At 39.6% G+C, this 14,125-nt stretch carries 14 protein-coding genes; 4 read left to right on the top strand and 10 right to left on the bottom strand.

Translation table 11 applies throughout. From position 1 onward, the window contains the following. Positions 1 to 774 (bottom strand): hypothetical protein, encoded by a 774-nt coding sequence (locus BGP15_RS15425; protein ID WP_286770021.1) that lies wholly within the window; start codon positions 772 to 774, stop codon positions 1 to 3. Positions 775 to 1,000: 226 nt separating this feature from the next. On the opposite strand from BGP15_RS15425, the gene BGP15_RS15420 reads away from it, so the two are divergent. Next, positions 1,001 to 2,188, top strand: a complete 1,188-nt coding sequence (locus BGP15_RS15420) for a class I SAM-dependent rRNA methyltransferase (RefSeq protein WP_286770020.1) — start codon at positions 1,001 to 1,003, stop codon at positions 2,186 to 2,188. 65 nt (positions 2,189 to 2,253) lie between these two features. Further along, the gene (locus BGP15_RS15415) at positions 2,254 to 3,450 is read left to right on the top strand and encodes an MFS transporter (RefSeq protein WP_286753110.1); all 1,197 of its coding nucleotides are present in this window, start codon (positions 2,254 to 2,256) and stop codon (positions 3,448 to 3,450) included. Between the two features lie 69 nt (positions 3,451 to 3,519). Here the strand turns inward: BGP15_RS15415 and BGP15_RS15410 are convergent, their stop codons facing one another. The 7 genes from BGP15_RS15410 to BGP15_RS15380 all read right to left on the bottom strand — a co-directional run bounded on the left by BGP15_RS15410 (position 3,520) and on the right by BGP15_RS15380 (position 9,344). Next, a complete protein-coding gene (locus BGP15_RS15410) occupies positions 3,520 to 4,281 on the bottom strand; it encodes an SGNH/GDSL hydrolase family protein (RefSeq protein WP_115046669.1) in 762 nt (253 codons plus the stop codon). Positions 4,282 to 4,315: 34 nt separating this feature from the next. Beyond that, entirely contained in the window at positions 4,316 to 5,503 is a 1,188-nt protein-coding gene (locus BGP15_RS15405) for an aspartate aminotransferase family protein (protein WP_112375506.1), read from the bottom strand. 61 nt (positions 5,504 to 5,564) lie between these two features. After that, positions 5,565 to 5,984: a hypothetical protein gene (locus BGP15_RS15400; RefSeq protein ID WP_231585177.1), complete on the bottom strand. Its 420-nt coding sequence runs from the start codon at positions 5,982 to 5,984 to the stop codon at positions 5,565 to 5,567. After that, complete coding sequence (locus tag BGP15_RS15395; protein ID WP_070563055.1) at positions 5,984 to 6,940, bottom strand: hypothetical protein; 957 nt, start codon at positions 6,938 to 6,940, stop codon at positions 5,984 to 5,986. The genes BGP15_RS15400 and BGP15_RS15395 overlap by 1 nt, the downstream gene beginning before the upstream one ends. A 33-nt stretch (positions 6,941 to 6,973) precedes the next feature. Beyond that, entirely contained in the window at positions 6,974 to 7,519 is a 546-nt protein-coding gene (locus tag BGP15_RS15390; protein WP_046671841.1) for an RNA polymerase sigma factor, read from the bottom strand. Between the two features lie 21 nt (positions 7,520 to 7,540). Continuing rightward, on the bottom strand, positions 7,541 to 8,494 hold the full coding sequence (locus tag BGP15_RS15385; RefSeq protein ID WP_046671842.1) for a transketolase family protein: 954 nt from the start codon (positions 8,492 to 8,494) through the stop codon (positions 7,541 to 7,543). 1 nt (position 8,495) lies between these two features. Next, entirely contained in the window at positions 8,496 to 9,344 is an 849-nt protein-coding gene (locus tag BGP15_RS15380) for a transketolase (RefSeq protein ID WP_046671843.1), read from the bottom strand. A gap of 170 nt (positions 9,345 to 9,514) precedes the next feature. Here BGP15_RS15380 and BGP15_RS15375 point away from each other — a divergent pair, with 170 nt between their 5' ends. Together BGP15_RS15375 and BGP15_RS15370 are read left to right on the top strand one after the other, a co-directional pair. Next, positions 9,515 to 10,075, top strand: a complete 561-nt coding sequence (locus BGP15_RS15375) for a hypothetical protein (RefSeq protein ID WP_286770019.1) — start codon at positions 9,515 to 9,517, stop codon at positions 10,073 to 10,075. Then, positions 9,976 to 11,931 (top strand): glycoside hydrolase family 3 N-terminal domain-containing protein, encoded by a 1,956-nt coding sequence (locus tag BGP15_RS15370; protein ID WP_353681990.1) that lies wholly within the window; start codon positions 9,976 to 9,978, stop codon positions 11,929 to 11,931. Before BGP15_RS15375 ends, BGP15_RS15370 begins: the two co-directional genes overlap by 100 nt. 125 nt (positions 11,932 to 12,056) lie before the next feature. Here the strand turns inward: BGP15_RS15370 and BGP15_RS15365 are convergent, their stop codons facing one another. Together BGP15_RS15365 and purB are read right to left on the bottom strand one after the other, a co-directional pair. Continuing rightward, on the bottom strand, positions 12,057 to 12,611 hold the full coding sequence (locus BGP15_RS15365; protein WP_286770018.1) for a NifU family protein: 555 nt from the start codon (positions 12,609 to 12,611) through the stop codon (positions 12,057 to 12,059). Positions 12,612 to 12,683: 72 nt separating this feature from the next. After that, complete coding sequence (purB, locus tag BGP15_RS15360; RefSeq protein ID WP_286770016.1) at positions 12,684 to 14,033, bottom strand: adenylosuccinate lyase; 1,350 nt, start codon at positions 14,031 to 14,033, stop codon at positions 12,684 to 12,686. Positions 14,034 to 14,125: the final 92 nt, after the last annotated feature.

Genomic DNA, 14,125 nt, shown 5'->3' with positions numbered 1-14,125 from the left:
TTAGGAGCCCTTTTTTATACCAAGATAGGCATCGATATAGTTCTTTAATTCAAGTTTTTTATCCTTATCTAAGATTAAGTCATAGATGGGGATAGGTTGCTCTCGCCCAAATCTTATGAAATCTCCATTTTCTTCCGTCAATGAACTTAACCATGCACTGACATCAATGGTATTTTTTATCGGGTGCATATCAAATAATCGGAGATTGGCACCTGAAACAAACGCTACAATTTTCCAATCTTTTATGACTTTGTCATCAAGCACAGTTTTTTTATCCAGGTATTTTATAAGATTTACGGACGCCCCTTTGGTGCAGCTCAAAATGAGATGTGTGCCATACTTTTTTACAATAAGTTCTGAACTGTTGTTCTGAACAAAATTAATGAAGTCTTGATTTTGAAATTTCGGATCTTTTACTGCAAAGAAAAGCATGCTGTATTGAAATCCTTCAGAATAATAGTTGGTTAGTTGCATTTTCTGGTCCGAGGGAATGCGTGCCAATGCATCTGTTTCCGTTGTAACGAGTTGCTCCCCGTAATGATCAAATTGTATTCTCAGACTTCTCAATAGTCCCTCCTTATTAATATCTTCGCTAAATGCACCACCACTTGAAAAGCCCGTTGTTCTAGAAATATAGGAAGATTCCTTTAATTTTTCGGTATCAATGATTTTTGCACGTAGCCCCTTATTGACAAAAAGTAGGTTTTCTTTTGCATCATATCCATAGCCTACCATAAAATATGGCTCAGCTTTAATTGCTTGGCTGACTTTCATTTCTGTTTTTTCAAATCTAGACAACTCGACAAGCTCAAGATCTTCCTCATTTTTAATTGTGAGTTCAGAATCTGATTTTTTACACGAAAAAAGCGAACAAATAAATGTTGTGGTTAATAATAAGTGTTTTAAATTCATTTTGTAAATATACAAGAATAATTGTTTCATTTATTTTTTGACAAATAAAGAAGCAGGGTTTTACAATTAATACGTTAATTTTGCAACAATGAAATCAGTTTATTTGAATAAGGGTAAGGATAAAGCTGCCTGGCAATTGCATCCTTGGGTATTTTCTGGAGCAATTAAATCATTGTCCGATAAGATTGAAGATGGCGAAGTTGTTGGCGTTTACAATGCTGAACGTGAATTTATTGCCTATGGTCTATTTCACAATAGCTCGCGTGTAGCCATTCGTTTATTGGAATGGAACCCTCAAGCACAGATTGATGCAGATTGGTGGCGTGCACGCGTTCAGAAGGCTGTAGCAGCAAGACAGCATCTGTTGCAAGAAGGTGTCACCAATACGGTTCGTTTAATCTTTGCTGAAGCAGATTTTCTTCCTGGACTTATTGCAGACAAATACGCGGATTTTATATCCATTCAGGTTCATTCAGTTGGGGTGGAAAAAGTCAAATCAGTTATTATCGATGAATTGAATGCTTTGCTGCAACCCAAAGGAATTTATGAGCGTAGTGATCTGAAATCTCGCGAACATGAAGGTTTACCTGATACCAATGGGCTTTTGTTTGGAGAACTTCCATCTGAATTTGTCGACGTTATCGAAAATGGCATTCATTATAAGGTGAACATTATTGATGGACAAAAATCGGGATTTTATTGCGACCAACGTGAAAATCGCCAGCTGACGGCCAATTACGTTTCAAATAAACGCGTCCTAGATTGTTTTTGCTATTCCGGTGGTTTTACGTTAAATAGCTTGAAAAGTGGGGCGGCAGAAGTCATATCTGTAGATAGTTCTGCACTTGCTATTGAAACCCTGGAAAAGAATATCATTGAAAATGGTTTTGAACCTAGTCGACATAGCGCAATATTGTCTGATGTAAACAAGCAATTGCGTAAATTCATTGATGAAGGGGAAAAATTTGATCTTATTGTCTTGGATCCGCCGAAATATGCACCCTCTCGATCTGCATTGGAAAGAGCGTCAAGGGCGTATAAAGACCTCAATCGCCGCGGATTGATGTTGTTAAATAGTGGTGGTTTATTAGCGACATTTTCTTGCTCAGGTGCGATGGACATGGATACGTTCAAACAAGTGCTCGCTTGGGCTGCACTGGATGCCGGTAAGGAAATTCAGTTTATCAGACAATTTCATCAGCCTGAAGATCATCCTGTCCGGGCATCGTTCCCAGAAGGCGAGTATCTGAAAGGATTGTTGGTGCGCGTATTGTAATTATTATATGAAGATAGTTTAGGTTGATTTTAACAAATCAACCTTTTTAATTTTTGAACAACGTCATGATACAAGAGAAGACGAGTAGACCTATTTTTTCTATTTTGTTTGCCGTGAGCATGGTGCATCTTTTGAACGATATGATTCAGGGAGTGATACCGGCAACCTATCCCTTGCTCAAAGAAGAGCATCATCTAAGCTTTTCTCAGGTTGGGATGATTACAATGGTTTATCAGATAGCAGCTTCAATATTCCAGCCCGTTGTAGGCTCATTTACGGACAAACATCCTGTACCATACTCTCAGATCATTGGGATGTCTTTTTCCCTTCTCGGTATGCTTTTGTTTTCGAAAGCACATAGTTATGAATGGATCTTATTTTCTGTTTTTCTGGTCGGGATTGGTTCTTCAATCTTTCACCCTGAATCTTCTCGTGTAGCTTATATGGCATCGGGAGGGAGAAGAAGTATGGCACAATCTATTTTTCAGATTGGAGGAAATGCAGGGACCGCAATGGCCCCAATCATTGTCGCTTTTTTGGTATTACCGAGAGGGCAGCAGGCGATCGCCTGGATGTGCTTATTTACGATTCTTGGCCAATTTATATCTTATTATATTGGTAGTTGGTATAAAAAGAGACTTCAAAGCTTTGCCAAATCAACGAAGAAAACAATACGCGTGCCTGATCTACCCAATAGCCGAATCGTCGTGACCGTTGTTATACTCCTCTTACTGATTGTTTCAAAATACTTCTATATAGCAAGTATTACAAACTATTTCCAGTTTTATACCATCAAGAAATTTGGGATTAATGAAGTGGAAGCACAAGTCTATCTATTTTATTTTCTGATAGCTGTTGCGGTGGGAACATTACTGGGCGGAGTATTCGGGGACCGATTTGGTCGCAAATATGTCATTTGGTTCTCCGTCTTGGGCGTTGCACCATTTGCATTAGCATTACCCTATGTCGGACTTACGATGACGGGAATACTAATCGTGATTATTGGATTGATTTTATCATCAGCTTTTCCAGCAATTATTGTTTATGCACAAGAACTATTGCCTAAGAAGTTGGGCATGGTTTCAGGTTTATTTTACGGCTTTGCATTTGGAATGGGAGGGATTGGATCCGCTGTACTTGGCTGGCAGGCAGATCATACGTCCATCGAGTTTATTTATCACCTATGTTCCTACCTGCCATTGATGGGTATTGTGGCTTATTTTCTTCCCAATCTACAAAAAACACCTTACAAAGAAATCTAGATTTGGCATATAGGCGCATGTTAAACAAGAAAGAGCGGATTTCAATAAAATATCCGCTCTTTTTTGTTATTATTTGATGCAGTCCATCCAGGCTGAGGCCATCATCTGTGCGCCGGCAAGGGTAGGGTGTACACCATCTGCTGCCCAGTAGGCACCAGGAGCATTCTTTTGGGCATTGTCGAATATTTTTTGATAGGGAATTAGAATTGCGCCAAATTCTTTGGCGACCTCACGAGCGGATTCTTGGTAGGCCAAAAATTTTGGATACCACGCTTCAGTAATGTGACCTACGCCCTTTACTGCAAAAGGTTCTCCAATGATCAATTTGACGTTTGGAAGCTTTTGTAATGTCTCCTGTAGTAACTGTTGGTATTGGGATTTATACTCCTCAACCGTTGTCTGTGCTCCGCGGTCGATTGTTCGCCAGAAATCGTTCACACCGATCAAAATACTCAATACAGTGGGTTTAATTGCCAGTGTATCCTCCTGCCAGCGCTTTTGAAGATCGGGCACACGATTTCCACTAATACCTGTATTATATACCTTTAGTTTTTTTGCCGAATATTTATTTAAGAGCTGGCTGGCAGCCAATAGAGCATAACCATGTCCAAGTGCTGCGGTATCATTGGCATTTCTATTGTTTCTATCTCGGCCCACATCCGTAATGGAATCGCCCTGAAATAAAATGATGTCGTCGTTATTTAAACTGATTTTTGAGGAACTGGCGGTGGATTCGTGAGCGAATACATCGTTTCCCAGTATATTGGCACCAGTCAATAGACCGGAACCAATAATGCTTTTTTTGATAAATGATCTGCGGTTTGTGTTCATTATTAGGTTTTTGTTATGTTTAAAGTTACATACTTTAAGCATACTTTTCCAAACCTTTTATAATGATGTTACACGCTTTTTCAATTTCCAGATCTGTAATAGTCAATGGAGGAGCGACACGCAGTGCTGTTTCACAATGCAGATACCAATCGATCATAACCCCGTTTTCAGCACAATACTTACTCACGTTGTAAACCTGATCAAAGGAATCCAATTGCAGACACATCATAAGACCTAATCCTCGAATTTCTTTAATTGCAGGGTGTCGGAGTTTTTCTTTAAATAAAAGCGATTTTCGCTCGACCTGTTCTACCAATTTTTCTTCCTTGATAACAGCCAGTGAAGCCCGTGCTGCGGCACAACTTACGGGGTGGCCCCCAAAAGTCGTGATATGCCCAAGCATGGGATTATCCTTAATAACATCCATCACTTCTTTGGCTGCAACAAATGCGCCTAGGGGCATGCCACCACCGATTCCTTTGGCAAGCATCAGGATATCTGGGACGATAGCAAAATGCTCAAAAGCAAAGAGACGGCCTGTGCGGCCAAAACCAGTTTGGATTTCATCAAAGATCAGTAGGGTACCTGTTTCATTACAGCGTTTTCTGACGGCTTGCATGTAAGCGATATCCGGGACTCGGACACCCGCTTCCCCCTGAATAGCTTCGAGGATGACAGCAGCAGTTTGTTCCGTAATCTTTGTTAGATCGTCCAGATCATTAAACTCGATAAAATCTATTTCGGGAAGGAGGGGGGCATACGCTTTACGGTACGCATCGTTTCCGATAAGACTGAGCGCGCCTTGTGTACTGCCGTGGTACGCCTTTTTTGCAGCGATAATCTGCCTGCGACCGGTATATTTCTTTGCTATTTTCATTGATCCCTCTACGGCTTCCGTTCCACTGTTGGTGAGGTAAACCGATTGAAAATTAGGAGGAAGTTCTGCTAATAATTCTGTAGCAAATTGCACCTGTGGGGCCTGCACAAATTCACCATAAACGGTGACATGTAGGTACTGGTCCAATTGTGATTTTATAGCTTCCAAAACCTTCGGGTGACGATGGCCTATATTGCTGACATTGAAGCCAGAGACCAAATCCATGTATTCTTCTCCATTTGGGCCATAAAGGTAGACACCTTCAGCCTTAACTACTTCAACCAATCTAGGTGAGCTAGATGTTTGAGCGGTATTCATTAAAAATAATTCTCTGTTGCTTAACATGATCTTACAAATGTCCGAAAATAAAAAAGAAGTCTTCAAGACTTCTTTTTTATTTTCGAGATTATTTTCTTCTATTCTGCAGGGATTTGTATAGATGTTCCCTGAATTCCTGTTCTACTTCAAAAAATTGCGATGCTCGCGCATTGCCAATAACTTTGGCAAATTTGGCCCGATATTCTTTTTTGATCTCCACTTCTTTAGCATCATACTGTAAGACGTCTCTGGAGCCACCTCTAAAACTATTTTTTGGAGCACCATTCAATTTTTCTTTCCTGATATCCCAAAGCGTTTGGCTGTACTCATTATAGAGCGGGAAGAATTGCTGAGCCTCTCTCGGAGTTAAATCCAGTTCTTTAGTAATGTAAGCTATTTTTTCATTTTCTATAGCTTGAAATCGATTTTTGTCTTGCGCAAAGCCCAAGGCAATAGAAAATATACTAAAGAACAATGTTATCCATATGTATTTTTTATTGAACATCATTATAAGGTATAATTTAGATAATCTTCTATTTCTTGTTTAGATATATTACTTCCAAATCCCTTAGTAGGGAGATTTGCTTCGTCAGTATACTGGGCCATATAGATCATATCGTCACCAGAAGCCGACTCCGCAAGGTAATTAATGATTTCCTGCTTAGGAATTTCTGACAAATGCTGGCTTAACTGCTCTTCTGCAACAGCTTCTACAGGAGTCGTATTTTGCTGTTGATATTGATAACCCCAATATCCGCCTATACTCAACATAGCCGCAAAGGATGCCGCAACCGCATAACGAGCGTACCATTTTTTAGGTTTCCCAATCTGACGGATCGGTGTATTATCCTTTTCAAGCATTTGAACACGATCAATGATGCTGTCCGAAAGAATCTCAAAATAATGTTGTGGTACATCAAAACCTGCAGTCACAATCGTTTCTTTTAGTTTTTCTTCAGCAATACGAGCAAAAATTGTCGATTCAACTATTTCTTCGTAGCCAACAGGAGCTGTAAAACCATCTGTCGGAACTGTTTCCTTCAATTTCTCCGCCGCTAAACGGGCGAAGATGGAGTCTTCAAGGGTTTGATTATAAGCAGAAGGCATGGTAAAGCCATCCGATGCAATCGTTTCTTTTAATTTGTCTTCTAAAATTCGGTTGAAGATAGTTGAAGATAGTTCAGAAGCATAATTTTCAGGAATTTCAAAGCCGTCTGTAGTAACCTGATTTTTTAAACTATCTTCCGCAACCTTACACATTATGGCGTCAGATAAGCTATTAAAATATCCTTCTGGAACCTCAAAGATGGATTCTTCCTTGCATTCAACCAATTTGACTTGCGTAATTATTTTTGATTCTAAATCACTGAAATAATTTTCAGGTAAGCCAAATGGATTTTCACGCAACGATGCTGGAAGATTTGTAGGCTCCAGCCCATCATGATATGTGCCATTTTCCTTCATAGTATCTGTTAGAACCTAATTTCGCTAAAAGGTTTAATCGTTGTTGTTAAAAAATGCCTCTATTTTTTTGACAGCTAAATGATAAGAGGCTTTAAGCGCTCCGACACTTGTTCCGAGTACTTCTGAAATTTCTTCGTATTTCATATCTTCAAAATATTTCATATTGAAGACCAATTTTTGCTTTTCTGGCAAAGTCAACAAAGCCTGTTGTAATTTCATTTGAGCTTTATCACCGTTAAAATAATTGCCATCAGCAAGCGTTTCTGCCAAATAAGCAGTCGTGTCGTCATCCAACGACACGTTCTGCTTTTGCTTTTTCTTATTTAAGAAGGTAATACATTCATTTGTTGCGATACGATAAAGCCAAGTGTATAATTGTGAGTCTTCACGGAAATTCCCAAGGTTTTTCCATACTTTGACAAAGATATCTTGAACAACATCGTCCGCATCGTCATGATCGATGACCATTCTTCGCACATGCCAATAAATCTTCTGTTGATATTTCTTCAACAATAAACGGAAAGCTTCTTCTCGCGTACTCTCTTCGGCGAATTTTGCTATAATTAAAGCGTCATCCATATATTGACTTGCGTAGTTTTGTTATTTTCTTTTGATTACTTTTTGAACCGCAGCCACAATAGCCGCAGCATTCAAACCGTATTTTTCCATCAATTGAGCAGGAGTACCTGATTCTCCAAAACTATCATTTACGGCAACGTACTCTTGTGGAGTAGGTAACTCTCTTGTTAACACTTGAGCAACGCTATCACCCAAACCGCCAAGACGATTATGCTCTTCTGCCGTTACGACACATTTGGTTTTCGCAACAGATTTTAAAATAGCTTCTTCATCCAAAGGTTTGATGGTATGGATATTGATAATCTCAGCGTTGATACCCAACTCAGCTAATTTCTCGCCAGCTTGGATAGCTTCCCATACTAAATGACCTGTAGCAATGATCGTAACATCCGTTCCTTCATTTAATAATACCGCCTTACCAATCACAAATTCTTGATCAGCAGGAGTGAAGTTAGGAACTACGGGACGGCCAAAACGCAAATAAACTGGTCCCTCATATTTTGCTGCTGCAATCGTAGCGGCTTTTGTTTGATTGAAATCACAAGGATTGATCACTGTCATTCCTGGCAACATTTTCATCAAGCCGATATCTTCTAAGATTTGGTGAGTTGCACCATCTTCACCTAAGGTTAGGCCGGCATGCGACGCTGCAATTTTTACATTTTTGTCCGAGTATGCAATCGATTGGCGAATCTGATCATAAACACGTCCTGTTGAGAAATTTGCGAATGTACCAGTGAATGGTATTTTACCACCGATCGTAAGTCCGGCAGCAATTCCCATCATATTAGCTTCCGCGATACCGATTTGGAAAAAACGTTCTGGAAATTCTTTGATAAAATCGTTCATTTTTAACGAACCAATTAAATCAGCACATAATGCAACTACATTCTCATCTTGCTTTCCTGCTTCTAGTAATCCCGCACCAAATCCTGAACGTGTATCTTTTGACTCTGTATAAGTATATTTTTTCATTCTAGTAATCTCCTAAAGTTTCTGTAAGCTGATTCAATGCCGACGCCAATTGTTCGTCATTTGGAGCAACACCATGCCATTTATGAGAACCCATCATAAAATCAACACCGTTACCCATTTCAGTATGCATCAGAATAATGACTGGTTTACCTTTTCCTGTGCGTGACTTAGCTTCTGCTAAACCTGCAACAACAGCATTCATATCATTGCCTTTAGCAATTTCCATCACATCCCAGCCAAATGCTTCCCATTTTGCACGAAGATCCCCAAGAGATAATACTTGATCTGTAGATCCGTCAATTTGTGCTTTGTTATAGTCAACAGTAGCAATTAAATTGTCAATCTTGTTGTGTGGCGCGTACATTGCAGCTTCCCAAACTTGGCCCTCCTGCAATTCTCCATCACCCATTAATACATAAACTAGATTATTGTCTTTATTCAATTTTTTTGCCTGTGCGGCTCCAATTGCAACAGATAATCCTTGTCCCAATGATCCCGAAGCAATACGAATACCTGGAAGGCCCTCGTGTGTTGTTGGGTGACCTTGAAGTCTGGAATTGATTTTTCTGAACGTTGCTAATTCGCTCACTTCAAAATATCCCGCATGCGCCAATGTACTGTAAAATACAGGAGAGATATGTCCGTTTGACAGGAAGAATAAATCTTCTCCTTTTCCATCCATGTCAAAGGAAGGGTTGCGTTTCATTGCATTGAAATAAAGCGCCACAAAGTAATCTGTACAACCTAACGAACCACCTGGGTGTCCTGATTGACAAGCGTGTACCATACGTACGATATCACGTCTTACCTGTGATGCAATTTGTTCTAGTTTGTTAATATCTGCACTCATTTTTTTTGTTGGTTTCACAATTGGTCGTAAAGTTAACTATTTTTAAGCTAGATGCTTGTTAAAAAATGAATTTATATTGACTTATTCCAGACTGACAATGCATTTGGCCTGCAGATTTTTATTTTTTTTGTACCTTGCTTCACTTTATAAAACCAACAATTTTCAGCATAATGCTTAATCAACTCAAAAGCTGCCTTATTATTTCAGCGCTCTCAGCCCTTTATTTGCATTGTTCTGCCCAGCACATCAACATTTACCATAAGGGTTGGATCGATTTTAACAAAAATGGGAAAAAGGATATTTATGAAGACCCCAAACAGAAAATAGCCAGTCGCGTGGAGGATCTGTTGGCTCAAATGACTGTTCAAGAAAAGGCCAATCAGACGGTTACACTCTACGGTTATGGGCGGGTTTTGAAAGATGAGCAGCCCACTGCCGCTTGGGACAAAGAGATTTGGAAACACGGCCTGGCCAATATCGACGAAATGTTGAATAGCCTGGCTTATAATAAGTCGGCAAAAAGTTCATTTTCGTATCCCTTCAGCCGCCATGCGCAAGCCTTAAATAATGTTCAAAAATGGTTTGTGGAAAACACACGACTTGGTATTCCCGTTGATTTACCAATGAGGGGATTCATGGACTCAATCATGATCGCGCTACCTCCCTGCCGGCGCCAATCAATATTGGAAGTACATGGAATACTTCACTGGTACGTAAAGCTGGCGATATAATTGGTAGGGAAGCCAAATATCTGGGCTATACCAATGTCTATACGCCTATTCTTGATGTTTCTAGAGATCCGCGCTGGGGAAGAGTGGTTGAAACCTATGGCGAAGATCCGTTTCATATTGCCGAAATGGGGAAACAAGTTGTTTTAGGAATTCAACAAAATGGCGTCGCCTCCACATTGAAACATTATGCGGTCTATTCTGTGCCCAAAGGGGGAAGAGATGGCAATGCACGTACGGATCCTCATGTTGGCTTTCGTGAGATGCATTCGCTTCACCTCTATCCATTTAAAAGGGTCATAAAGGAAGCAAAACCTTTGGGAGTCATGAGTAGTTATAATGATTATGATGGCGTGCCTGTATCTGCCAGTAGCTATTTTTTACAGGACTTACTCCGAAAAGATTATGGTTTTGAAGGATATGTGGTGTCCGACAGTGAGGCGCTAGAGTTTATATACAACAAATACCATGTTGCTGCAAACTATAAAGATGCTATTAAACAGGCATTAGAGGCGGGTTTGAATGTGCGGACAAATTTTGATCCACCGAGCACATATCTAACGCCACTAATGGAACTAATAGAAGAAGGAGGGCTGGATATTAAAATATTGGATCAGCGGGTTCGCGAAGTCCTGACCGTGAAATTTAAACTGGGTTTATTTGATCATCCATTGAGAGAAGATACAGCGATAGCCGATAAAAAGGTGCATACCCCCGCAGATGAAGAAGTATCACTTCAAATAAATAGGGAGTCAATTGTACTTTTGAAAAATGAACAGAATCTTCTTCCAATAGACGTGAATAAATACAAACGAATTTTGGTTACGGGACCAATGGCAGAGGCAACAAATTATACGACAAGTCGCTATGGACCTTCCAATAATCCGATCACAACCATCAAAGATGGGATCATAAACTATGCAAAAACAAAGGCACTTCGGGTTGATTATGCCAAAGGGGTAGATGTCGTGGATAAAAACTGGCCTGAGAGTGAGATTATTCCAACAGACTTGTCAAGCGAGGAGCTGGAAAAGATGGCCGACGGTGTTCGTCTCGGTAAAGAATCTGACCTAATCATAGCCGTAATGGGCGAGTCGGAACGGGAAGTCGGTGAAAGTCGGTCGCGGTCAGATCTAAATTTGCCCGGCAAGCAACGCGACTATTTAATGAAATTGAAGGAAACAGGTAAACCTATTGTGCTGGTACTTGTCAATGGCCGTCCGCTTACTGTTAATTGGGAAAATAAGTATCTACCTGCAATCGTAGAGAGTTGGTTTCTTAGCAATCAGTCGGGAAATGTTCTTGCCGAAATGCTGTTTGGAGCATATAGTCCTAGTGGAAAATTGCCTATTTCATTTCCAAAGTCCGTCGGACAGGTTGAAATGAATTTTCCGACCAAGCCCGCTGCACAGGCGGGGCAGCCTGGAGTCGGGCCCAATGGCTGGGGAAACAGCCGGGTTGTTGGCTTTTTATACCCTTTTGGATATGGATTAAGCTACACCGATTTTAGTTTTTCAAATTTACAGCTCACCAAGAAACAGATCAGACCAACAGATTCTCTAACAGTTACGGTTGATGTTGAGAACATAGGAAAGAGGAAAGGTGCCGAAGTCGTTCAGCTTTATATCAAAGATTTACTGTCTTCGGTAACGACTTATGAGATGGATTTGCGTGGATTCGAAAAAGTTGAACTTAATCCAGGGGAGAAGAAGACCTTACAGTTTACTGTCTTACCTGCCCATCTTGAACTTTTGGATCGCAATAATAACTGGACAGTTGAACCCGGCAAATTTGAACTATTTATCGGTAATTCTTCTGTTAATCTCCCGCTTAAAGATTCATTTGAAGTAGTCAATTAGGTTAAAAAATTGCTGTACCAAGCAGATATCGTATAGCGATTATTTCTTCTTAAGACTAGTGAATAAAAAAGGATTCAGCAAAATTAATTACTGAATCCTTTTTTTATTGTATCGAATAGCTATGATTACATGGCCTCAGCGACAACTTCAGTCACTTCTGGAACCATGCGTTTCAACAAGCCCTCAATTCCTGCTTTTAATGTAATTGTCGAAGATGGACAGCCACTGCAAGAACCTTTTAGTTCAACTGTCACAATACCTTCGTTGAAGGATTTATAATGGATTGCTCCACCATCTTGTTCAACAGCAGGTCTTACATAATCATGTAATACTTGTTGTATCTTCACTTCAGTTTCGGTGCCTTCAAAATTAACCTCGGCATCGTGGTGTACCGTTTTTACAGCAAGTTCAGACTCTACAGCACCTTTTACAAAGTCTTTTAGCAAGGCTTCAATGTCTTCCCATTCCGCATCATCAGTTTTGGTAATGGTCACAAAATTACTCGCAAAAAATACCCCATTTACAAAGTTAAATTTGAATAATTCAAGTGCAAACGGTGAATCTTGTGCTGCTTCTTTATTTGGAAAATCCACACTACCGTTGATCAACAATTTATTGACCAAGAACTTCATTGTAGAAGGGTTGGGTGTAGACTCTGTATATACGTTAATCGTAGCCATGTAGTATCTATTTTTATTCCAAGCAAATATAGTTCAAATGAAGCTTTGTTAAGGTCATCTATAAGTAAAAGCTTATAAAGTGACACCTGTGTAGTTAGAAGGACTAATCGCTTTCAGTTCCTCTTTAACTTCGGCTGATACATTGAGATTATCAACAAATGTTGCAATCGTTTCTTTTGTAACATGTGTGTTGGTACGTGTTAAGTCCTTTAAAGCTTCATACGGCTTTGGATAGCCTTCCCTTCTTAATATAGTTTGTAGTGCCTCCGCAACAACAGCCCAATTATTTTCAAGATCATTAGCCAATGCCTGTTCGTTTAAAATCAATTTGCGTAACCCTCTCAAAGTCGATTTAATAGCAATTAGGGTATGTGCAAACGGAACACCAATATTACGTAATACCGTAGAATCTGTTAAATCCCGTTGAAGACGGGAAACAGGTAATTTAGCCGCAAGGTGTTCAAAAATTGCATTTGCAATACCTAAATTTCCTTCTGCATTTTCAAAGTCAATTGGGTTGACTTTATGTGGCATCGCCGAAGAACCGATTTGGCCCGCAGTGATTTTTTGTTTAAAATATTCCATCGAAATATATGTCCAAATGTCACGGCATAAATCGATGACAATATTGTTTATCCGTTTTAAGGCATCACAGCTTGCAGCAAAGTTATCGTAATGCTCAATCTGTGTGGTCGTTTGTGAACGGTCTAAGCCCAAGATATTGTTTACAAAATTATTACCAAAATTGATCCAATTTGTCGCTGGATATGCAACGTGATGTGCATTAAAATTACCAGTTGCACCACCAAATTTAGCTGAATACGGTACTTGATGTAATAGTTGCAATTGACGTTCTATGCGCTCGATAAAAACATAAAACTCTTTACCCAAGCGAGTTGGAGATGCTGGCTGTCCATGGGTACGTGCCAACATCGGGATCTCTGACCACGAAGTTGCCAAAGATTTCAATTCATGAAGCAATTCTTCGATTGCAGGTGTATAGCTCTCTTTAATTGCTTCTTTCCAGGAAAGTGGAATGGCTGTGTTATTGATATCTTGTGAAGTCAAACCAAAATGAATAAATTCAAGGTAGTCCTGTAATCCTAATTTTTCAAATTGATCTTTTAGAAAATACTCAACAGCTTTAACATCATGGTTCGTAACTTTCTCCGTGTTTTTGATCCAAATGGCATCTTCTTCAGAAAAATTCCTATAGATATCCCTTAATTTTTCATTTAGTGTTTTGTCAAACTGTTGCAATTGAGCGATACCAGACTCGCTTAATGCAATAAAATATTCGACTTCTACGCGTACACGATATTTTATTAAGGCAAATTCGGAAAAAAATGCTGAAAGTTCATTAGTATTATTGTAATAGCGTCCGTCAATAGGCGTAACTGCTGTTAAAGATGATAAAGCCATAGATTGAATGATTTTTGGCAAAGGTAAAAAAATGCTTGGAGCTTAGCAATTTAATTGGTGTAGATATAAAAAAAGCCTCCTTGCTGAAGGAA

Origin of the sequence: Sphingobacterium sp. 40-24 (genome assembly GCF_001899705.1) — a bacterium.
GTDB classification, from domain to species: domain Bacteria; phylum Bacteroidota; class Bacteroidia; order Sphingobacteriales; family Sphingobacteriaceae; genus Sphingobacterium; species Sphingobacterium multivorum.
This window is presented reverse-complemented; position numbering and strand designations above follow the sequence as displayed.